This is a genomic window from Citrobacter sp. Ce104 (assembly GCF_030334595.1).
GTDB classification, from domain to species: Bacteria; Pseudomonadota; Gammaproteobacteria; order Enterobacterales; family Enterobacteriaceae; genus Citrobacter; species Citrobacter europaeus.
In genome coordinates, this window is sequence record NZ_JAOWDP010000064.1 from 414200 (window position 1) to 434627 (window position 20428).

Annotated in this window: 20 protein-coding genes; 18 read left to right on the forward strand and 2 right to left on the reverse strand. The window is 53.3% G+C overall.

The features are described 5' to 3' along the window. Nucleotides 1-144: 144 nt before the first annotated feature. The 9 genes from OGW16_RS12660 (at nt 145) to rihA (ending at nt 8877) form a co-directional block, all read left to right on the forward strand. Nucleotides 145-1191, forward strand: a complete 1047-nt coding sequence (locus OGW16_RS12660) for a PhoH family protein (protein ID WP_003022776.1) — start codon at nt 145-147, stop codon at nt 1189-1191. Next, a complete protein-coding gene (gene ybeY / locus OGW16_RS12665) occupies nt 1188-1655 on the forward strand; it encodes an rRNA maturation RNase YbeY (protein WP_003835559.1) in 468 nt (155 codons plus the stop codon). The genes OGW16_RS12660 and ybeY overlap by 4 nt, the downstream gene beginning before the upstream one ends. A 162-nt stretch (nt 1656-1817) precedes the next feature. Further along, the gene (gene corC / locus OGW16_RS12670) at nt 1818-2696 is read left to right on the forward strand and encodes a CNNM family magnesium/cobalt transport protein CorC (RefSeq protein WP_038638785.1); all 879 of its coding nucleotides are present in this window, start codon (nt 1818-1820) and stop codon (nt 2694-2696) included. A 24-nt stretch (nt 2697-2720) separates the two neighbouring features. Next, complete coding sequence (gene lnt / locus OGW16_RS12675) at nt 2721-4259, forward strand: apolipoprotein N-acyltransferase (protein ID WP_181230641.1); 1539 nt, start codon at nt 2721-2723, stop codon at nt 4257-4259. 355 nt (nt 4260-4614) lie between these two features. Then, nucleotides 4615-5523 carry a glutamate/aspartate ABC transporter substrate-binding protein GltI gene (gene gltI, locus OGW16_RS12680; RefSeq protein ID WP_043015578.1) on the forward strand — a complete coding sequence of 303 codons (909 nt, stop codon included), beginning with the start codon at nt 4615-4617 and terminating at the stop codon, nt 5521-5523. Nucleotides 5524-5685: 162 nt separating this feature from the next. Then, nucleotides 5686-6426 (forward strand): glutamate/aspartate ABC transporter permease GltJ, encoded by a 741-nt coding sequence (gltJ, locus tag OGW16_RS12685; protein ID WP_003831316.1) that lies wholly within the window; start codon nt 5686-5688, stop codon nt 6424-6426. Next, nucleotides 6426-7100 carry a glutamate/aspartate ABC transporter permease GltK gene (gene gltK / locus OGW16_RS12690; protein WP_003022757.1) on the forward strand — a complete coding sequence of 225 codons (675 nt, stop codon included), beginning with the start codon at nt 6426-6428 and terminating at the stop codon, nt 7098-7100. The genes gltJ and gltK overlap by 1 nt, the downstream gene beginning before the upstream one ends. Then, a complete protein-coding gene (gltL, locus tag OGW16_RS12695; protein WP_043015577.1) occupies nt 7100-7825 on the forward strand; it encodes a glutamate/aspartate ABC transporter ATP-binding protein GltL in 726 nt (241 codons plus the stop codon). Before gltK ends, gltL begins: the two co-directional genes overlap by 1 nt. A gap of 116 nt (nt 7826-7941) precedes the next feature. Then, on the forward strand, nt 7942-8877 hold the full coding sequence (gene rihA / locus OGW16_RS12700; protein WP_075144998.1) for a pyrimidine-specific ribonucleoside hydrolase RihA: 936 nt from the start codon (nt 7942-7944) through the stop codon (nt 8875-8877). A gap of 96 nt (nt 8878-8973) precedes the next feature. On the opposite strand, the gene OGW16_RS12705 is transcribed toward rihA, so the two are convergent. After that, on the reverse strand, nt 8974-9456 hold the full coding sequence (locus tag OGW16_RS12705) for a zinc ribbon-containing protein (RefSeq protein ID WP_006685521.1): 483 nt from the start codon (nt 9454-9456) through the stop codon (nt 8974-8976). Between the two features lie 235 nt (nt 9457-9691). Here OGW16_RS12705 and leuS point away from each other — a divergent pair, with 235 nt between their 5' ends. Genes leuS through nadD form a run of 4 tightly spaced genes read left to right on the forward strand, consistent with a single transcriptional unit; the run spans nt 9692 to nt 14556 of the window. Further along, nucleotides 9692-12274 (forward strand): leucine--tRNA ligase, encoded by a 2583-nt coding sequence (leuS, locus tag OGW16_RS12710; protein WP_087051570.1) that lies wholly within the window; start codon nt 9692-9694, stop codon nt 12272-12274. 14 nt (nt 12275-12288) lie between these two features. Beyond that, complete coding sequence (lptE, locus tag OGW16_RS12715; RefSeq protein ID WP_047412692.1) at nt 12289-12882, forward strand: LPS assembly lipoprotein LptE; 594 nt, start codon at nt 12289-12291, stop codon at nt 12880-12882. Beyond that, entirely contained in the window at nt 12882-13913 is a 1032-nt protein-coding gene (holA, locus tag OGW16_RS12720) for a DNA polymerase III subunit delta (RefSeq protein WP_043015573.1), read from the forward strand. The genes lptE and holA overlap by 1 nt, the downstream gene beginning before the upstream one ends. 1 nt (nt 13914) lies before the next feature. Continuing rightward, nucleotides 13915-14556, forward strand: coding sequence for a nicotinate-nucleotide adenylyltransferase (gene nadD / locus OGW16_RS12725; protein ID WP_087051702.1), 642 nt, complete (start codon nt 13915-13917; stop codon nt 14554-14556). On the opposite strand, the gene cobD is transcribed toward nadD, so the two are convergent. After that, on the reverse strand, nt 14531-15625 hold the full coding sequence (gene cobD, locus OGW16_RS12730; protein WP_047412695.1) for a threonine-phosphate decarboxylase CobD: 1095 nt from the start codon (nt 15623-15625) through the stop codon (nt 14531-14533). The genes nadD and cobD overlap by 26 nt on opposite strands. A 96-nt stretch (nt 15626-15721) precedes the next feature. Here cobD and OGW16_RS12735 point away from each other — a divergent pair, with 96 nt between their 5' ends. The 5 genes from OGW16_RS12735 (at nt 15722) to mrdB (ending at nt 20423) form a co-directional block, all read left to right on the forward strand. Further along, on the forward strand, nt 15722-16333 hold the full coding sequence (locus tag OGW16_RS12735; protein WP_047412698.1) for an adenosylcobalamin/alpha-ribazole phosphatase: 612 nt from the start codon (nt 15722-15724) through the stop codon (nt 16331-16333). 254 nt (nt 16334-16587) lie between these two features. Further along, a complete protein-coding gene (gene rsfS, locus OGW16_RS12740) occupies nt 16588-16905 on the forward strand; it encodes a ribosome silencing factor (protein ID WP_003022728.1) in 318 nt (105 codons plus the stop codon). 3 nt (nt 16906-16908) lie between these two features. Further along, complete coding sequence (gene rlmH, locus OGW16_RS12745; RefSeq protein WP_003022725.1) at nt 16909-17376, forward strand: 23S rRNA (pseudouridine(1915)-N(3))-methyltransferase RlmH; 468 nt, start codon at nt 16909-16911, stop codon at nt 17374-17376. Nucleotides 17377-17406: 30 nt separating this feature from the next. Next, nucleotides 17407-19308 (forward strand): peptidoglycan DD-transpeptidase MrdA, encoded by a 1902-nt coding sequence (gene mrdA, locus OGW16_RS12750; protein ID WP_043015570.1) that lies wholly within the window; start codon nt 17407-17409, stop codon nt 19306-19308. A 2-nt stretch (nt 19309-19310) separates the two neighbouring features. After that, on the forward strand, nt 19311-20423 hold the full coding sequence (gene mrdB, locus OGW16_RS12755) for a peptidoglycan glycosyltransferase MrdB (RefSeq protein WP_006685529.1): 1113 nt from the start codon (nt 19311-19313) through the stop codon (nt 20421-20423). The last annotated feature ends 5 nt before the right edge of the window (nt 20424-20428 follow it).

Sequence of the window (20428 nt, forward strand, 5' to 3'; positions counted from 1 at the left end):
CTCGCTGCTCCAGCGGGCCTTGTAATCAGCCCTGTCATCCCCATATTTATTGCAATGCTTGCGCCTTTCCCCCATGGCGTGAATAATTTCCTTAGATGCCGGTAAATGTTCAGCGTCCGGCGAGACATGCATAAGAGGAACAGTTTGAACATAGACACTCGCGAAATCACCCTTGAACCCGCAGACAACGCCCGCCTGTTGAGCCTTTGCGGCCCCTTTGATGACAACATCAAACAGCTGGAACGTCGTCTCGGCATCGAAATTAACCGTCGTGATAACCACTTTAAGCTGACCGGTCGCCCAATTTGCGTCACCGCAGCGGCAGATATTTTACGCAGCCTGTATGTCGATACCGCCCCAATGCGCGGTCAGACGCAGGACATTGAGCCTGAACAAATTCATCTGGCAATTAAAGAAGCGCGTGTGCTTGAGCAAAGCGCTGACAGCGTGCCGGAATTTGGCAAAGCGGTGAATATCAAAACCAAGCGCGGGGTAATCAAGCCGCGTACACCAAACCAGGCACAGTACATTGCGAATATCCTCGACCACGACATCACCTTTGGCGTTGGCCCTGCGGGTACGGGTAAAACGTATCTCGCGGTTGCCGCTGCGGTCGATGCGCTTGAGCGTCAGGAGATCCGTCGAATTCTGCTGACCCGTCCGGCAGTTGAAGCGGGTGAAAAACTCGGTTTCCTGCCGGGAGATCTCAGCCAGAAAGTCGATCCGTATTTACGACCGCTGTATGACGCGCTGTTCGAAATGCTCGGTTTTGAGAAAGTCGAAAAACTGATTGAGCGTAACGTCATTGAGGTTGCGCCGCTGGCCTATATGCGCGGTCGTACGTTAAATGATGCGTTCATCATTCTTGATGAAAGCCAGAACACCACCATCGAACAGATGAAAATGTTCCTGACCCGTATCGGCTTTAACTCCAAAGCGGTCATCACTGGCGATATCACCCAGATTGACCTGCCGCGTAGCACCAAATCCGGTCTGCGTCATGCCATTGAAGTGCTGGCTGAAGTCGACGAAATTAGTTTCAATTTCTTCCATAGCGAAGACGTGGTTCGCCATCCGGTGGTTGCCCGTATCGTCACGGCGTATGAAGCCTGGGAAGAAGCTGAACAGAAACGCAAAGCCGAGCAGGCAGCAGAACGCAAGCGTGAAGCTCAGGAGCAGGAACAAAAATGAGTCAGGTTATTCTTGATTTACAGCTGGCATGTGAAGACGAATCCGGTTTACCAACAGAAAGTCAGTTTCAGGGCTGGCTGGATGCGGTGATCCCGCAGTTTCAGGAAGAGTCAGAGGTGACCATTCGTCTGGTCGATGACGCGGAAAGTCACGAGCTGAACCTGACCTATCGCGGGAAAGATAAATCAACCAACGTGCTCTCATTCCCATTTGAAGCACCACCGGGCATTGAGATGCCTTTGCTGGGCGATTTGATCATCTGCCGTCAGGTCGTCGAGAAAGAAGCGCAGGAGCAAGGCAAACCGCTTGAGGCCCACTGGGCGCACATGGTGGTGCACGGTAGCCTGCATTTACTCGGCTACGACCATATCGAAGACGATGAAGCGGAAGAGATGGAATCCTTAGAAACAGAGATTATGCTTGCTCTGGGCTATGAGGATCCGTACATTGCCGAGAAAGAATAAGTATTTCGAAGTCTGGTAGGCCTGAAAAGGCGCAGCCGTCATCAGGTATTGCGCCTTATACTGTCCACCTGACTCGAAGTACGTTGAAGAAACATGCCGTCAACAGCTGAGTACACGCATGACGCGCTTTGGATTAACTAACATGAGAACCCATACGACGCCATGAGCGACGACAATTCACACAGTAGTGACACCTTAACCAGCAAAAAGGGATTTTTTTCCCTGTTACTGAGCCAACTTTTCCACGGTGAACCGAAAAACCGCGACGAACTGTTGGAGCTGATCCGTGATTCCGGGCAAAACGACCTTATCGATGAAGATACGCGCGATATGCTCGAAGGGGTGATGGACATTGCGGACCAACGCGTGCGCGACATCATGATCCCTCGCTCTCAGATGATTACCCTGAAACGCAACCAAACCCTGGACGAATGTCTCGATGTCATCATCGAGTCTGCCCACTCGCGTTTCCCGGTGATCAGCGAAGACAAAGATCACATCGAAGGGATTCTGATGGCCAAAGATCTGCTGCCGTTTATGCGCAGCGATGCCGAAGCCTTCAGCATGGAGAAAGTGTTACGCCAGGCGGTTGTCGTCCCTGAAAGCAAGCGGGTTGACCGCATGCTGAAAGAGTTCCGCTCCCAGCGTTATCATATGGCTATCGTCATCGACGAATTCGGTGGTGTCTCAGGTCTGGTGACCATTGAGGACATCCTTGAACTGATCGTGGGTGAAATTGAAGATGAGTACGACGAAGAAGACGATATTGATTTCCGTCAGCTCAGCCGCCACACCTGGACTATTCGCGCACTGGCGCCGATTGAAGACTTCAACGAAGCTTTCGGCACGCATTTCAGCGATGAAGAAGTCGACACCATCGGCGGGCTGGTCATGCAGGCCTTTGGGCATCTTCCCGCGCGCGGGGAGACTATCGACATTGATGGTTACCAGTTCAAAGTGGCAATGGCCGACAGCCGTCGTATTATTCAGGTTCATGTCAGAATTCCGGACGACTCACCCCAGCCCAAACTGGACGAATAAACCCGAAACTGGATCTAAGACTACATGGCATTTGCCCCATTAATTGAACGCCAGCGCATTCGCCTGCTGCTGGCGTTATTATTCGGTGCCTGCGGGACGCTGGCTTTCTCTCCGTATGACATCTGGCCCGCCGCGATCGTTTCGCTGATGGGCCTGCAGGCTCTCACCTTCAACCGCCGCCCGCTCCAGTCTGCCGCTATCGGCTACTTCTGGGGGCTGGGGCTGTTTGGCTCCGGCATCAATTGGGTTTACGTCAGCATCGCGCAGTTTGGCGGTATGCCGGGCCCGGTTAACGTCTTCCTCGTGGTTCTGCTTGCCGCATACCTTTCCCTCTACACCGGCCTGTTTGCCGGCGTTTTGGCGCGTCTGTGGCCGAAAACCACCTGGCTACGCGTGGCGATTGCCGCGCCGGTAGTCTGGCAAATCACTGAATTCCTGCGCGGCTGGGTACTGACCGGCTTCCCATGGCTGCAGTTCGGCTACAGCCAGATCGACGGTCCGTTAAAAGGACTGGCGCCGGTAATGGGTGTTGAGGCGATTAACTTCCTGCTGATGATGGTTAGCGGTCTGCTGGCGCTGGCGCTGGTGACGCGTAACTGGCGTCCGCTGGTCGTCGGCGTCGTGCTATTCGCCCTGCCCTTTCCGCTGCGCTATATCCAGTGGTTCACGCTTGAGCCGGAAAAAACCACTCAGGTTTCGATGGTGCAGGGTGACATTCCGCAGTCGCTCAAATGGGATGAAGGTCAGTTACTCAACACTCTGAAGATTTATCTCGACGCCACCCAGCCCGAAATGGGCAAATCACAGCTAATCATCTGGCCAGAATCCGCTATTCCGGACCTGGAAATTAATCAGCAGCGTTTTCTGAGCATGATGGATGACCTGCTGAAATCGAAAAACAGCACGCTGATTACCGGTATTGTAGACGCGCGGCTGAACAAGCAGAATCGTTACGACACCTACAACACCATCATCACGTTGGGTAAAGACAGTCCGTACAGCTACGACTCCAGCAACCGCTATAACAAAAACCATTTGGTACCATTTGGCGAGTTTGTTCCACTGGAATCGATCCTGCGCCCGTTAGCGCCGTTCTTTGACCTGCCAATGTCTTCGTTCAGCCGTGGCCCTTATGTGCAGCCACAACTGCATGCGCACGGCTTTAAGCTGACGGCAGCCATCTGCTACGAAATCATTCTTGGCGAACAGGTACGTGATAACTTCCGCCCGGATACGGACTACCTGCTGACTATCTCCAACGATGCCTGGTTTGGTAAATCCATTGGCCCGTGGCAGCACTTCCAGATGGCACGAATGCGTTCCCTCGAGCTGGCGCGTCCCCTGCTGCGTAGCACCAATAACGGTATTACAGCGGTGATTGGTCCACAGGGTGAGATTCAGGCGATGATCCCGCAGTTTACCCGCCAGGTTCTGACCGCCAGCGTGACGCCAACGACGGGCTTAACCCCTTATGCCCGTACCGGTAACTGGCCGCTCTGGCTGCTTACCGCGCTGTTTGGCTTTGGTGCTGTGGTAATGAGCCTGCGCCAACGTCGTAAGTAATCCACCTCCCCTGGCCGGATAACGTCTCGTTTATCCGGCCCTAAACACATCACTCTTCCCATTCTGGCACGTCTATTGCTTTGTTCTACAAGGCAAACGCTGTTTTGGCTGAATGTGCAACCTGGTCGCACCAAAGTTGAGCGCCGGTAGCACCTGAAAAGTGCAACAAGATATTTTTGCCCCCAAATGGTGCGGCGCACCTCGCAAAAATAAACAATAACACAGCAAATTCTTTACATTCATCCAAACTAAATGTTAACAAACACATACAAGACTGCACGTTTTAGTAGCAAACAATAACAACATCACAATGGGTATCAATGCGTCACTGGCGCAGACGATAAAGGAGTTGGATATGCAATTACGTAAGCTCGCCACTGCCATGCTGGTTATGGGAATGTCCGCCGGTCTGGCGCACGCAGAAGACGCAGCACCAGCGGCAGGCAGCACGCTGGACAAGATCGCCAAAAACGGCGTGATTGTGGTCGGCCACCGTGAATCATCGGTACCGTTCTCTTACTACGATAATCAGCAAAAAGTGGTCGGTTATTCACAGGATTACTCCAACGCAATCGTTGAAGCCGTGAAGAAAAAGCTGAACAAGCCTGACCTGCAGGTGAAACTGATCCCGATTACTTCACAAAACCGCATCCCGCTGTTGCAAAACGGCACCTTTGACTTTGAATGTGGCTCCACCACCAACAACGTCGAGCGCCAAAAACAAGCGGCTTTCTCTGACACCATTTTCGTTGTCGGCACTCGTCTGCTGGCGAAAAAAGGCGGCGACGTCAAAGATTTCGCCGATCTGAAAGGTAAAGCCGTAGTCGTGACCTCGGGTACCACCTCAGAAGTGCTGCTGCACAAGCTGAACGAAGAACAAAAAATGGATATGCGCATCATCAGCGCGAAAGACCACGGTGACTCTTTCCGTACTCTGGAAAGCGGCCGCGCCGTTGCCTTTATGATGGATGACGCCCTGCTGGCTGGCGAGCGCGCGAAGGCGAAGAAACCAGACAACTGGGAGATCGTCGGCAAACCGCAGTCTCAGGAAGCCTACGGCTGTATGCTGCGCAAAGATGACCCTGAGTTCAAAAAGCTGATGGACGACACTATCGCCAAGGCGCAGACCTCAGGCGATGCTGAGAAATGGTTTGATAAGTGGTTTAAAAATCCAATTCCACCGAAGAACTTGAACATGAATTTCGAACTGTCAGACGAGATGAAAGCCCTGTTCAAAGAACCGAATGATAAAGCGCTTAACTAACTAAAATAAATGGGGCGAGTTCACCTTGCCCTCTCGATTGCTACTCGGCACGGACAGACTATAAGCCTGATGGTCGTTCCCCATCAGGCCTGAAAACCGCAAAACGCCGAATAACAATCTTCGAGGGTAGCGCTGCTACCCTTTTTTTTCTGGAGTAGATTTATGTCTATAGACTGGAACTGGGGTATTTTTTTACAACAAGCCCCGTTCGGCAACACCACCTATCTCGGCTGGCTCTGGAGTGGTTTCCAGGTCACGGTCGCGTTATCCATCACCGCCTGGATTATCGCTTTCCTCATAGGCTCTTTATTCGGCATCTTACGTACCGTTCCAAATCGTTTCCTTTCTGGGATCGGCACGCTGTACGTTGAGCTGTTTCGTAACGTTCCGCTCATCGTCCAGTTTTTTACCTGGTATCTGGTCATTCCCGAACTGCTGCCGGAAAACATTGGGATGTGGTTCAAAGCTGAGTTGGATCCCAACATCCAGTTCTTCCTCTCATCGATGCTCTGTCTGGGGCTGTTTACCGCCGCGCGCGTCTGTGAACAGGTTCGTGCCGCTATTCAGTCTCTGCCTCGTGGGCAGAAAAACGCTGCGCTGGCGATGGGGCTAACGTTGCCGCAGGCCTACCGTTATGTGCTGCTGCCAAACGCTTACCGCGTGATTGTTCCGCCAATGACCTCAGAGATGATGAACCTGGTGAAGAACTCCGCGATCGCCTCCACTATCGGCCTGGTCGATATGGCGGCGCAGGCGGGTAAGCTGCTGGATTACTCCGCCCACGCATGGGAATCGTTTACCGCCATCACTCTGGCCTACGTCCTGATTAACGCCGTCATCATGCTGGTGATGAATCTCGTTGAACGTAAAATCCGCCTGCCTGGCAATTTGGGAGGCAAATAATGTACGAATTTGACTGGAGTTCTATCGTCCCTTCCCTGCCGTATTTGCTGGATGGGCTGATCATCACGCTGAAAATCACCGTTACGGCAGTGGTCATTGGTATTGTCTGGGGAACCATCCTTGCAGTGATGCGTTTGTCCAGCTTCGCACCAATTGCCTGGTTTGCGAAAGGCTACGTCAACGTGTTCCGTTCCATTCCGCTGGTAATGGTGCTGCTGTGGTTCTACCTGATTGTGCCAGGCTTCCTGCAAAACGTACTGGGTCTGTCGCCAAAAACCGATATTCGCCTGATCTCAGCAATGGTCGCGTTTTCGATGTTTGAAGCCGCATACTATTCCGAGATTATCCGTGCCGGTATCCAGAGTATTTCTCGTGGGCAATCCAGCGCTGCGCTGGCGCTGGGGATGACCCACTGGCAGTCGATGAAGCTCATCATTCTGCCGCAGGCATTCCGCGCAATGGTGCCGCTGCTGCTTACCCAGGGCATCGTACTCTTCCAGGACACCTCGCTGGTTTATGTATTAAGTCTGGCAGACTTCTTCCGTACCGCCTCCACCATTGGCGAGCGTGACGGCACGCAGGTTGAAATGATCCTGTTTGCTGGCGCCGTTTATTTTGTATTCAGTCTGAGCGCATCGTTGTTGGTCAGCTATTTGAAGAAAAGGACAGTTTAATGATTACCCTGAAAAATGTTTCTAAATGGTATGGTCACTTTCAGGTGCTGACCGACTGCTCCACGGAAGTGAAAAAAGGGGAAGTGGTGGTGGTCTGCGGCCCGTCAGGCTCAGGTAAATCAACGCTTATCAAAACGGTGAACGGGCTGGAGCCGGTACAACAGGGCGTTATCACCGTTGATGGCACCGTGGTGAATGATAAAAAAACCGATTTGGCTAAACTGCGCTCACGCGTTGGTATGGTGTTCCAGCACTTTGAACTGTTCCCCCACCTGTCGATCATTGAGAACCTGACTCTGGCGCAGGTAAAAGTGCTTAAACGCGATAAAAAGCCGGCCCGCGACAAAGCGCAAAAGTTACTGGAACGCGTTGGTCTGTCAGCGCACGCCGATAAGTTTCCGGCTCAGCTCTCCGGAGGCCAACAACAGCGTGTCGCCATTGCCAGGGCGCTGTGTATGGATCCTATCGCCATGCTGTTTGACGAACCGACATCAGCGCTTGATCCTGAAATGATCAACGAAGTGCTGGACGTCATGGTTGAACTGGCCAATGAAGGGATGACCATGATGGTAGTCACCCACGAAATGGGCTTTGCGCGTAAAGTGGCGAACCGGGTGATCTTCATGGATGAAGGGAAAATTGTTGAAGACTCGCCGAAAGAAGAGTTCTTCGCTAATCCGAAATCAGACCGCGCCAAAGACTTCCTCGCGAAAATCCTGCATTAATCTTGCTGGCGCGCACCTCCATGTGCGCGCCACCTCACGATTTATCTCTTCACTTCTCGAAACAGGTACAGCCCAGCGTTAACCTTGTCACAAAGTCCCACTTACAAGGAGCAACAATGGCACTTCCTATCCTGTTTGATTGCGATCCAGGTCATGACGACGCTATCGCAATTGTTCTCGCCCTCGCCTCACCTGAACTGGATGTGAAAGCGATAACCTCATCTGCCGGTAACCAGACGCCCGACAAAACGCTGCGTAACGTATTACGCATGTTAACATTACTCAACCGTACGGATATCCCAGTGGCCGGTGGCGCAGTGAAACCACTGATGCGCGATCTGATTATTGCCGATAACGTCCACGGTGAGAGTGGGCTGGATGGCCCCGCGCTGCCGGAACCCGCTTTTGCGCCACTTGACTGTACCGCCGTGGAACTGATGGCAAAAACCCTGCGGGACAGCCCGGAACCGGTGACCATTGTCTCCACCGGGCCGCAAACTAACGTAGCATTGCTTCTGAATAGCCATCCTGAGCTGCACGCCAAAATCGCCCGTATCGTGATTATGGGCGGTGCAATGGGCCTCGGAAACTGGACCCCTGCCGCCGAGTTCAATATTTTCGTGGATCCTGAAGCCGCTGAAATCGTATTCCAATCTGGCATTCCAGTGGTGATGGCTGGTCTGGACGTCACGCATAAAGCGCAAATACATCGCGAAGATACCGAACGATTCCGCGCGATCGGCAATCCCATTTCGACGATTGTTGCAGAACTACTCGACTTCTTCTTTGAATATCACAAAGATGAAAAGTGGGGATTCATCGGCGCACCGCTGCATGACCCATGCACCATTGCCTGGCTGCTGAAACCAGAACTGTTTACCACCGTTGATCGTTGGGTTGGCGTGGAGACTCAGGGTAAATATACCCAGGGAATGACCGTGGTGGACTACTACTTCCTGAGCGGCAATAAGCCAAACGCCACCGTGATGGTGGATGTTGATCGCCAGGGGTTTGTCGATTTGCTGGCAGAACGGTTGAAGTTTTACGCCTAATACACGCCGGATGGCGCTAACGCTGATCCAGCCTACAAAATCGTGCAATTTGTAGGCCGGATAAGACGCTTTGCGTCGCCATCCGGCAATAAGCGATTACGGCTCAAACGGTCGGCGCTGGAACTGATCGTGTCCGCATTTCGGACATAACGGCAGCACATCCGGGGTGTAAACCGCCAAATGGAAGTGGCATTTCTCGCAGACCAGATTACCTAATCCGACCACCTCGCCGCTGTGATAAACCCCGTGATGACTGAGATCCTGGAACACTTCGCGCCATTCGAGCTGCGTTTTATCGGTAATATCGGCCAGTTCCTGCCAGATACTCTCTTTGATAACCCGCATAAAGACGCTGTCTGTCTCCTCATCGAGGCTTTCTTCATAGCTCAGAGCAAACTCTTCCAGGTCACGTCTGACGGCCCGGGTGACCTCCTCCACCTCGGTTCGCGTTAACTCCCCGGTCTGCATAACTCGTTGACGCGCCTGCTCCACCAACGCATCGATATCGCGTTCGCCATTACGCAGACGTTCGCTCAGTGAAGCCACCAGTTCACGGTAATATTGAGCAACCTTGTTCATCGCTTCGCCTCCTGGGTCGTTAACTGTCTATAATAATAGACGTTATTTACGCTACGCTTTGCAAGACTGTCCACAGAGTGTGTAAATTCGTGCAAGAATTATCCTTGCGGGAATTCAACGCTGAATGCGCGAAAGGCTGTTTTGGCGCGGGCGTTTGGGCTATGCTATGCGGATCTGAAACACCACATCTAGAGCTACGTTTGTAGCTGTATTGAAAACAGGACCACTGGCTGCCATGCAAGAGCAATACCGCCCGGAAGAGATAGAATCCAAAGTACAGCTTCACTGGGATGAGAAGCGCACATTTGAAGTTACCGAAGACGAGAGCAAAGAGAAGTATTACTGCCTGTCTATGCTTCCCTATCCTTCTGGTCGACTACACATGGGCCACGTACGTAACTACACCATCGGTGACGTGATCGCCCGCTACCAGCGTATGCTGGGCAAAAACGTACTGCAGCCAATTGGCTGGGATGCGTTCGGCCTGCCTGCGGAAGGCGCTGCGGTTAAAAATAACACCGCGCCGGCACCGTGGACGTACGACAACATCGCTTACATGAAAAACCAGCTCAAAATGCTGGGTTTCGGTTATGACTGGAGCCGTGAGCTGGCGACCTGCACCCCGGAATACTACCGCTGGGAACAGAAGTTCTTCACCGAGCTGTACAAAAAAGGCCTGGTGTACAAGAAAACCTCTGCGGTCAACTGGTGCCCGAACGACCAGACCGTTCTGGCGAACGAACAGGTTATCGACGGCTGCTGCTGGCGTTGCGATACCAAAGTTGAGCGTAAAGAGATCCCACAGTGGTTCATTAAAATCACCGCCTACGCTGACGAACTGCTGCGCGATCTGGATAACCTGGACCACTGGCCTGACACCGTTAAGACCATGCAGCGCAACTGGATTGGCCGTTCTGAAGGCGTGGAAATCACCTTTGATGTGAATGGTTATGAGAATACGCTGACCGTTTACACCACCCGCCCGGACACCTTTATGGGTGCGACCTACCTGGCCGTTGCCGCAGGTCATCCGCTGGCGCAGAAAGCCGCTGCAAATAATCCTGAACTGGCCGCCTTCATTGACGAATGCCGCAACACCAAGGTTGCAGAAGCTGAAATGGCGACCATGGAGAAAAAAGGCGTCGATACTGGCTTTAAAGCCGTTCACCCGCTGACTGGCGAAGAGATCCCCGTTTGGGCAGCAAACTTCGTCCTGATGGAATACGGTACGGGCGCAGTCATGGCCGTTCCGGGCCACGATCAGCGCGATTACGAATTTGCCACCAAATATGGCCTGACCATCAAGCCGGTAATTCTGACCGCTGAAGGCGCAGAGCCGGACCTGTCAGAACAGGCGCTGACCGAAAAAGGCGTGCTGTTTAACTCCGGTGAGTTTGACGGCCTCGACTTCGAAGCGGCCTTCAACGCCATTGCTGACAAGCTGGTAGCCAAAGGCGTGGGTGAGCGTAAAGTTAACTACCGTCTGCGTGACTGGGGTGTTTCCCGTCAACGTTACTGGGGTGCGCCGATTCCGATGGTGACGCTGGAAGACGGTACCGTACTGCCTACGCCAGAAGACCAGTTGCCGGTTATTCTGCCGGAAGACGTGGTTATGGACGGCATTACCAGCCCAATCAAAGCCGATCCGGAGTGGGCGAAAACCACCGTTAACGGTATGCCTGCCCTGCGTGAAACCGATACCTTCGATACCTTTATGGAGTCGTCCTGGTACTACGCGCGCTACACCTGCCCGCAGTATCAGGAAGGCATGCTGGATTCCGACGCCGCTAACTACTGGCTGCCGGTTGATATCTACATTGGCGGTATTGAACACGCCATCATGCACCTGCTCTACTTCCGCTTCTTCCACAAACTGATGCGCGATGCAGGCATGGTCAACTCTGATGAACCAGCTAAACAGCTGCTGTGTCAGGGGATGGTGCTGGCTGACGCGTTCTACTACGTTGGCGCAAACGGTGAACGTAACTGGGTTTCTCCGGTTGATGCCATCGTTGAGCGTGACGAAAAAGGTCGTATCGTTAAGGCGAAGGACGCAGAAGGCCATGAGCTGGTGTATACCGGCATGAGCAAAATGTCCAAGTCGAAAAATAACGGTATCGACCCGCAGGTTATGGTTGAACGCTACGGTGCTGACACCGTTCGTCTGTTCATGATGTTCGCTTCTCCGGCTGATATGACGCTCGAATGGCAGGAATCCGGCGTTGAAGGGGCAAACCGCTTCCTGAAACGTGTCTGGAAACTGGTTTACGAACATACTTCTCAGGGGGATGTTGCAGCCCTGAACGCCGATGCGCTGAGCGAAGATCAAAAAGCGCTGCGTCGCGACGTGCACAAAACTATTGCTAAAGTCACCGATGATATCGGTCGTCGTCAGACCTTTAACACCGCGATTGCGGCGATTATGGAGCTGATGAACAAGCTGGCGAAAGCACCGCAGGAAGACGAACAAGACAGAGCCCTGATGCAGGAAGCCTTGCTGGCTGTTGTACGCATGCTCAACCCGTTCACCCCGCACGTTTGCTTCACCCTGTGGCAGGCGCTGAAAGGCGAAGGCGATATCGACAACGCGCCGTGGCCGGTGGCGGACGAAGCGGCAATGGTTGAAGACTCAACGCTGGTTGTGGTCCAGGTAAACGGTAAAGTACGTGGAAAAATCACCGTTCCGGTAAACGCCACTGAAGAGCAGGTTCGTGAGCGTGCTGGCCAGGAGCATCTGGTAGCAAAATATCTTGATGGTGTTACCGTACGTAAAGTGATTTATGTACCGGGTAAACTCCTCAATCTGGTCGTTGGCTAAGCGCGGGAGGAAGCGTGCGACTTCTGACAACATTGTTGTTATCTCTGGCGGTGCTTGTCACCGCCGGGTGCGGCTGGCATCTGCGTAGTACTACGCAGGTTCCACCCTCAATGAAAACCATGATCCTGAACACTGGCGATCCGAACGGCCCGTTAAGCCGCGCGGTTCGTAATCAGCTACGTCTGAACGGCGTTACGCTGCTTGAAGACGGTACAATGCGTAAAGATGTGACGTCCTTACGCCTTGGCGCGGTCAGCATTTCGCAGGATACGGCATCGGTATTCCAGAACGGTCAAACGGCTGAATACCAGATGGTGATGTCCGTAAGCGCAACCGTGCTGATCCCAGGTCATGATATTTATCCAATCAGCGCCAAAGTTTATCGTTCGTTCTTTGACAACCCACAGGCTGCACTGGCGAAGGATAACGAGCAGGACATGATTATCAAAGAGATGTATGACAAAGCGGCTGAGCAGTTGATTCGTAAGCTGCCGAGCGTACATCTGGCCGATACTCAGTCATCCAATGCTGATGCTGAGCCTGCGGTGAATAAAGCCGCGACGCCTGCGTCATCTCCGGCGCGTGTTTCCACCACGCTGGGTAACTGATGCTCAAGTTGTACCCTGAACAACTCCGCGCACAGCTCGATGAAGGGCTGCGCGCGGCGTATTTACTCTTAGGTAACGATCCTCTCTTATTGCAGGAAAGCCAGGACGCCATCCGTCAGGCTGCAGCAACGCAAGGATTCGAAGAACACCATGCCTTCACTCTGGACAACAGCACCGACTGGGGAGAGATTTTTTCACTCTGCCAGGCGATGAGCCTGTTTGCCAGTCGTCAAACCCTGCTTTTGCAATTGCCAGAAAATGGCCCGAATGCCGCCATTAACGAACAGCTCGCTTCACTCGTCACTTTGCTACATGACGATCTGCTGTTGATTGTTCGCGGCAACAAACTCACCAGGGCGCAGGAAAACGGCGCATGGTATACCGGGCTGGCGAAAAACGCGGTTCAGGTTAGCTGCCAGACGCCGGAGCAAGCACAGCTCCCCCGCTGGGTCGCCGCCAGAGCAAAGCTTAACAATCTGCAACTGGATGACGCAGCCAATCAGCTGTTGTGCTATTGCTATGAAGGTAATCTGCTAGCACTGGCGCAAGCGCTGGAACGGCTAGCGCTGCTTTGGCCAGATGGCAAGCTAACGCTGCCTCGCGTGGAGAAAGCCGTTAATGATGCCGCGCACTTTACCCCGTTCCACTGGGTGGACGCGCTGCTGATGGGCAAAAGCAAACGCGCGCTGCACATTCTGCAGCAGCTACGCCTGGAAGGCAGTGAGCCGGTTATTTTGTTGCGTACGATACAGCGAGAGTTGTTGTTGCTGGTTAACTTAAAACGGCAGTCGGCCCATACGCCCTTGCGCTCGTTGTTTGATAAACACCGGGTGTGGCAGAATCGCCGGGGTATGATGGGCGATGCGCTAAACCGGCTGAACCCGGCGCAACTGCGTCAGGCGGTAACGCTGTTAACGCGTACGGAAATTACGCTTAAACAAGACTATGGTCAGTCAGTGTGGGCAGAACTTGAGGGACTTTCCCTTTTGCTCTGTCATAAATCGCTGGCCGATGTTTTTATTGATGGTTGATATGAAATCATTGCAGGCTCTGTTCGGTGGCACCTTTGATCCGGTGCATTATGGTCATCTTAAACCGGTTGAAATTCTGGCGAATCTGATTGGGCTTTCCCGGGTCATCATCATGCCCAATAACGTCCCGCCGCATCGTGCGCAACCTGAAGCGTCCGGTGAGCAACGTAAGCGTATGGTTGAACTGGCCATTGCTGACAAGCCGCTATTTTCCCTGGATGAACGCGAACTGAAACGCGATACCGCTTCCTACACCGCACAAACGCTAAAAGAGTGGCGCGAGGAGCAAGGCCCAAACGTGCCATTAGCGTTTATCATTGGTCAGGATTCACTGCTTACCTTCCCTTCCTGGCATGACTACCACACCATTCTGGGGAATACCCATCTTATCGTGTGCCGACGTCCGGGCTATCCGCTCGAAATGGCGCAGGAAAAACACCAGCAATGGCTGGAGGATCATCTGACCCATTCAGCAGATGACCTGCACAACCTGCCTTGCGGAAAAATTTACCTGGCCGAAACGCCGTGGTTTAACATCTCCGCCACGCTCATCCGTGAGCGTCTGGAAAAAGGCGAGCCGTGCGACGACCTGATGCCAGGCGCAGTGCTTGACTATATCAATCAGCAGGGATTGTACCGCTAAGCACCTTGCGTAAGGCCGTCAACAGGCGGTTATTCTCTTCCAGGCTGCGAACGGCTACCCGATAATAGCGCGCATCCAGCCCCGGATAATTAGCACAACTGCGAATCAGGACGTGTTGTTCCAGCAACGCGCGTTGCAAATCAATATCCGCGCAATCGCAGCGTAATAAACGATAATTTGCCCGGCCGGGATACGTCGTCAGGCCGGGCAATTCTTGCAACTGTTGATCAAACCGCGCCCCCTCTTGTTCCAGCCACTTCCACGTTGCCTGCTGATATGCGCTATCGCGTAAGATAATCTCGCCTGCCAGGGCAGCAAACGCATTAATTGACCACGGCATTTGTCGGCTGCGCATTTGTGCAACGGCCTGCTCGTGACTGTTGACCAGATACCCCAGACGCAGCCCCGGTATCGCATAGAACTTGGTGAGAGAGCGCAGCACCCAAATATGTGGGTTATCCCGCAGCAGCGGAATAAACCCCGGCTCCCCGGCAATAAAATCGATAAAGGCTTCATCGAGGATCAGAGCGATCCCAAGCCGCTCACAACGTGCGGCAATCTCACGTAGCAGGCGGTTATCCGGTAGTAACCCGGTGGGATTGTTGGGCGTACAGAGAAACAGGCAGTCCAGCTCTGAGGTTAACGCATCGAGGATCGCATCGGTAAGCTGCCAGCCGTCGTCTTCGCGCAGCGCAAACTCATGGATCGTACAGTCTCCCCATTGCAGCGCCCGACGATATTCCGCAAACCCGGGCGTCACGATCATCGCGTGGCGTGGCTTCAGGCCATGCACCAGGGTAAAAATAGACTCGGTCTCGCCGTTTCCAGCCAGGATCCACGAGGCCGGAATCTGATGATGCTCCGCCAGCGCCGCATGCAGTTTAGCGTAATCGACATCCGGGTAACGCTCCGCGCAGTCCAGGTTGTCGATGATCGCGCGTTTTAAACTTGCCGGCATACCCAACGGGTTAATATTCGCGCTAAAATCCAGCAAATGCTCAGGCGAGATGCCCAACAATTCGGCGGCTTCTCGGGTATTACCACCATGCGCGCTCTTAAATAAAGACATCGTGCCGCTCCACGTAAAAGAGGGTATTTTAGTGAAAAATCTCTGCGCAATCAGGGCAAACATCATATTTTGTGCGAATAGCCTGATGAGGAAGACATGAGACTCTGGTTAGTACGTCATGGAGAAACCGAAGCCAATGTCGCTGGTTTATACAGCGGCCACGCCCCCACACCGCTAACGGAACGGGGGATCGCTCAGGCGCAAACGCTGGGTAGGCTGTTACGCAATGTGCCTGTCGACAACGTTTTGTGCAGCGAGCTGGAACGCGCCCGCCATACAACACAGTTGGTCTTAGGGGATCGCGAGGTTGCGGTGCGCAATATGCCTGAACTCAATGAAATGTTTTTTGGTGACTGGGAAATGCGCCATCATCGCGATCTGGCGCGCGAAGACGCCGAAAACTACGCCGTGTGGTGTAACGACTGGCAGAATGCGACGCCCACAAATGGCGAAGGTTTTCAGGCATTTTCCCTGCGTGTGGAACGCTTCATTGCGCAACTCGCTGATTACAAAGCCTGCCAGAATCTGCTGGTGGTGAGTCATCAGGGCGTACTGAGCGTATTGATCGCCCGTCTGCTATCCATGCCAGCAGCGGCAATGTGGCATTTCCGCGTCGAACAAGGCTGCTGGAGCGCAATTGATTTTTGTGACGATTTTGCGGTTCTGAAAGTGCTCAACAGCCGTGCCGTATGGCACGACGGGGAGTGAAAGCGCTGTTTTTTATCTCGAAGGGGCTCTCTCCCATTGACACCCCATGACAGGCTGTTATTCTCCGCAACCTGACTTTTCCCGCCCTTCAGAGCTTTGCAGAAATTGTTTTACAAAAATGGCGATGCATTCTGTAGCGTGGGATGGGATGATAGCGCACTTCACAAGCGCTTTCGGAGACATTTGTCCCGATATCGCCTCTGGTTCAGGTATACTAACAGACGTTTTTAACTCTTTTCACCCAGGGGGAACACTTGCAGGGTAAAGCACTCCAGGATTTTGTAATCGACAAAATTGATGACCTGAAAGGTCAAGACATCATCGCCTTAGACGTTCAGGGCAAGTCCAGCATCACTGATTGCATGATTATCTGCACCGGCACATCCAGCCGTCACGTTATGTCTATCGCAGATCACGTTGTTCAGGAGTCCCGCACTGCTGGCCTGCTGCCGCTCGGCGTGGAAGGCGAGAATGTCGCTGACTGGATCGTCGTTGACCTCGGCGATGTGATTGTCCACGTGATGCAGGAAGAGAGTCGCCGCCTGTATGAACTGGAAAAACTCTGGAGTTAATGCGTGAAGCTGCAACTTGTCGCTGTGGGAACGAAAATGCCTGACTGGGTGCAAACCGGATTTACCGAGTATCTGCGTCGGTTTCCGAAAGATATGCCCTTTGAGCTGATCGAAATCCCGGCAGGAAAACGCGGCAAGAACGCGGACATTAAACGCATTCTCGACAAAGAGGGTGAGCAGATGCTGGCCGCAGCCGGCAAAAACCGCATCGTCACCCTTGATATCCCCGGGAAACCCTGGGATACGCCGCAGCTGGCGACCGAACTGGAGCGCTGGAAACTGGACGGCCGCGACGTCAGCCTGTTGATTGGCGGGCCAGAAGGGCTCTCTCCCGCCTGTAAAGCGGCAGCGGAACAAAGCTGGTCACTCTCTGCATTAACCCTCCCTCACCCTCTTGTTCGGGTTCTGGTAGCGGAGAGTCTGTACAGGGCGTGGAGCATTACCACCAACCATCCTTATCACCGTGAGTGATCATTGATTCTTGAGTAGATTAAGCAGCGGATGAAACTACAGAATTCTTTTCGCGACTATTCGGCTGAGTCCGCGCTGTTTGTGCGCCGGGCGCTGGTCGCTTTTTTGGGGATTTTGCTGCTCACCGGCGTGCTGATCGCCAACCTTTATAATCTGCAAATCGTTCGCTTTACTGATTATCAGACTCGCTCGAACGAAAACCGTATCAAACTGGTCCCTATCGCGCCAAGTCGCGGCATCATTTATGACCGCAACGGCATTCCGCTCGCCCTTAACCGCACCATTTACCAGATAGAAATGATGCCGGAAAAGGTCGACAACATTCAGGATACGCTCGACGCGCTGCGTAACGTCGTAGACCTGACGGACGATGATATTGCCGCCTTTAAAAAAGAGCGCGCCCGTTCACACCGTTTTACCTCTATTCCGGTAAAAACCAACCTGACTGAAGTTCAGGTCGCACGGTTTGCCGTTAATCAATATCGCTTTCCGGGCGTCGAAGTTAAAGGCTATAAACGTCGCTATTACCCCTACGGCTCTGCGCTAACCCACGTGATTGGCTACGTATCGAAGATCAACGATAAAGACGTGGACCGCCTGGACAAAGACGGCAAGCTGGCTAACTACGCGGCGACGCACGACATCGGCAAGCTGGGTATTGAACGTTATTACGAAGACGTCCTTCACGGCCAGACCGGTTATGAAGAAGTTGAAGTGAACAACCGCGGCCGCGTCATTCGCCAGCTGAAAGAAGTGGCCCCGCAGGCCGGGCACGATATCTATCTCACTCTGGATTTGAAACTCCAGCAGTACATTGAAACGCTGCTGGCGGGCAGTCGTGCCGCCGTGGTGGTTACCGATCCGCGTACCGGTGGCGTTCTGGCGCTGGTATCCATGCCGAGCTACGACCCGAACCTGTTTGTGGATGGCATCTCCAGCAAAGATTACTCCGGGTTGCTCAATGACCCGAATACCCCATTAGTTAACCGCGCCACGCAGGGCGTTTACCCCCCTGCTTCGACGGTAAAACCTTACGTCGCTGTTTCTGCGTTAAGCGCAGGCGTCATTACCCGCAACACCGGCCTGTTCGATCCGGGCTGGTGGCAGCTACCGGGCTCAGAGAAACGTTACCGCGACTGGAAAAAGTGGGGGCACGGTCATCTGAACATCACCCGTTCTCTGGAAGAGTCCGCAGATACGTTTTTCTATCAAATCGCCTATGATATGGGGATAGACCGGCTTTCAGAGTGGATGAGCAAGTTTGGCTACGGCCAATACACGGGTATCGATCTTGCCGAAGAACGTTCCGGCAATATGCCAACCCGCGAGTGGAAGCAAAAACGGTTTAAAAAACCATGGTACCAGGGTGATACCATTCCGGTCGGCATCGGTCAGGGTTACTGGACTGCAACCCCTATCCAGATGAGTAAAGCGCTGATGATCCTTATCAACGACGGTTTGGTAAAAGTCCCGCATCTGCTGATGAGTACGGCAGAAGACGGCAAGCAGGTGCCGTGGGTACAGCCGCACGAACCACCCGTTGGCGATATTCATTCCGGTTATTGGGAAATCGCGAAAGACGGTATGTATGGTGTCGCGAACCGCCCTAACGGGACTGCGCACAAGTATTTTGCTGGCGCGCCTTACAAAATTGCGGCGAAATCCGGTACCGCACAGGTCTTTGGCCTGAAAGCCAATGAAACCTATAACGCACATAAGATCGCCGAGCGTTTACGTGACCACAAGCTGATGACGGCCTTCGCCCCTTATGATAAACCCCAGGTCGCTGTCGCCATGATCCTTGAAAACGGCGGTGCGGGTCCGGCGGTGGGCACTATTATGCGCCAGATCCTTGACCACATTATGTTGGGCGACAACAACACCAATCTGCCTGCAGAAAACCCCGCGGTTGCAGCAGCGGAGGACCAATAATCGTGACGGATAATCCGAACAAAAAAACATTCTGGGACAAAATCCACATCGATCCCACCATGTTACTGATTTTGCTGGCTCTGCTGGTCTACAGCTCACTGGTCATCTGGAGTGCCAGCGGCCAGGATATTGGCATGATGGAGCGCAAGGTCGGCCAAATCGCAATGGGTCTGGTCATCATGGTCGTGATGGCGCAAATTCCGCCCCGGGTTTATGAGGGGTGGGCACCCTATCTCTATATATTCTGCATTATTCTGTTGGTGGCGGTAGACGCCTTCGGCGCCATTTCCAAAGGCGCGCAGCGCTGGCTGGATTTAGGTATTGTGCGTTTTCAGCCCTCAGAAATCGCCAAAATCGCCGTGCCACTGATGGTCGCGCGTTTTATTAACCGAGACGTTTGCCCGCCATCGCTAAAAAATACCGCCATTGCGCTGGTGCTGATTTTTATGCCCACGCTGCTGGTCGCAGCCCAGCCTGACCTCGGCACCTCAATTCTGGTTGCCCTTTCAGGTCTGTTTGTCCTGTTCCTTTCTGGTTTGAGCTGGCGCTTAATCGGCGTTGCGGTGGTTCTGGTCGCAGCGTTTATTCCGATACTGTGGTTCTTCCTGATGCATGATTATCAGCGTCAACGCGTCATGATGCTGCTCGACCCGGAAACCGACCCGCTGGGCGCGGGCTATCACATCATTCAGTCTAAAATTGCTATTGGCTCTGGCGGGCTACGCGGCAAGGGCTGGCTGCATGGTACGCAGTCGCAGCTTGAGTTTTTACCGGAGCGCCACACGGACTTTATCTTCGCAGTCCTGGCGGAAGAACTGGGTCTGGTGGGGATATTGATACTACTGACGCTGTACATTTTGCTGATTATGCGCGGATTATGGATCGCTGCTCGCGCGCAAACCACCTTTGGTCGCGTCATGGCGGGTGGCTTAATGTTGATATTATTCGTTTATGTCTTCGTAAATATTGGTATGGTGAGCGGTATTCTGCCCGTGGTTGGGGTTCCACTCCCACTGGTCAGTTACGGAGGCTCGGCACTTATCGTGCTGATGGCCGGGTTCGGGATTGTTATGTCGATCCACACCCATAGAAAAATGTTGTCGAAAAGCGTGTAAGGGGT

Coding starts and splice junctions, on each gene's coding strand:
- ybeY (WP_003835559.1), top strand. CDS start 1,188: ATGAGTCAGGTTATTCTTGATTTACAGCTGGCATGTGAAGACGAATCC.
- corC (WP_038638785.1), top strand. CDS start 1,818: ATGAGCGACGACAATTCACACAGTAGTGACACCTTAACCAGCAAAAAG.
- lnt (WP_181230641.1), top strand. CDS start 2,721: ATGGCATTTGCCCCATTAATTGAACGCCAGCGCATTCGCCTGCTGCTG.
- gltI (WP_043015578.1), top strand. CDS start 4,615: ATGCAATTACGTAAGCTCGCCACTGCCATGCTGGTTATGGGAATGTCC.
- gltJ (WP_003831316.1), top strand. CDS start 5,686: ATGTCTATAGACTGGAACTGGGGTATTTTTTTACAACAAGCCCCGTTC.
- gltK (WP_003022757.1), top strand. CDS start 6,426: ATGTACGAATTTGACTGGAGTTCTATCGTCCCTTCCCTGCCGTATTTG.
- gltL (WP_043015577.1), top strand. CDS start 7,100: ATGATTACCCTGAAAAATGTTTCTAAATGGTATGGTCACTTTCAGGTG.
- rihA (WP_075144998.1), top strand. CDS start 7,942: ATGGCACTTCCTATCCTGTTTGATTGCGATCCAGGTCATGACGACGCT.
- OGW16_RS12705 (WP_006685521.1), bottom strand. CDS start 9,456: ATGAACAAGGTTGCTCAATATTACCGTGAACTGGTGGCTTCACTGAGC.
- leuS (WP_087051570.1), top strand. CDS start 9,692: ATGCAAGAGCAATACCGCCCGGAAGAGATAGAATCCAAAGTACAGCTT.
- holA (WP_043015573.1), top strand. CDS start 12,882: ATGCTCAAGTTGTACCCTGAACAACTCCGCGCACAGCTCGATGAAGGG.
- nadD (WP_087051702.1), top strand. CDS start 13,915: ATGAAATCATTGCAGGCTCTGTTCGGTGGCACCTTTGATCCGGTGCAT.
- cobD (WP_047412695.1), bottom strand. CDS start 15,625: ATGTCTTTATTTAAGAGCGCGCATGGTGGTAATACCCGAGAAGCCGCC.
- OGW16_RS12735 (WP_047412698.1), top strand. CDS start 15,722: ATGAGACTCTGGTTAGTACGTCATGGAGAAACCGAAGCCAATGTCGCT.
- mrdA (WP_043015570.1), top strand. CDS start 17,407: ATGAAACTACAGAATTCTTTTCGCGACTATTCGGCTGAGTCCGCGCTG.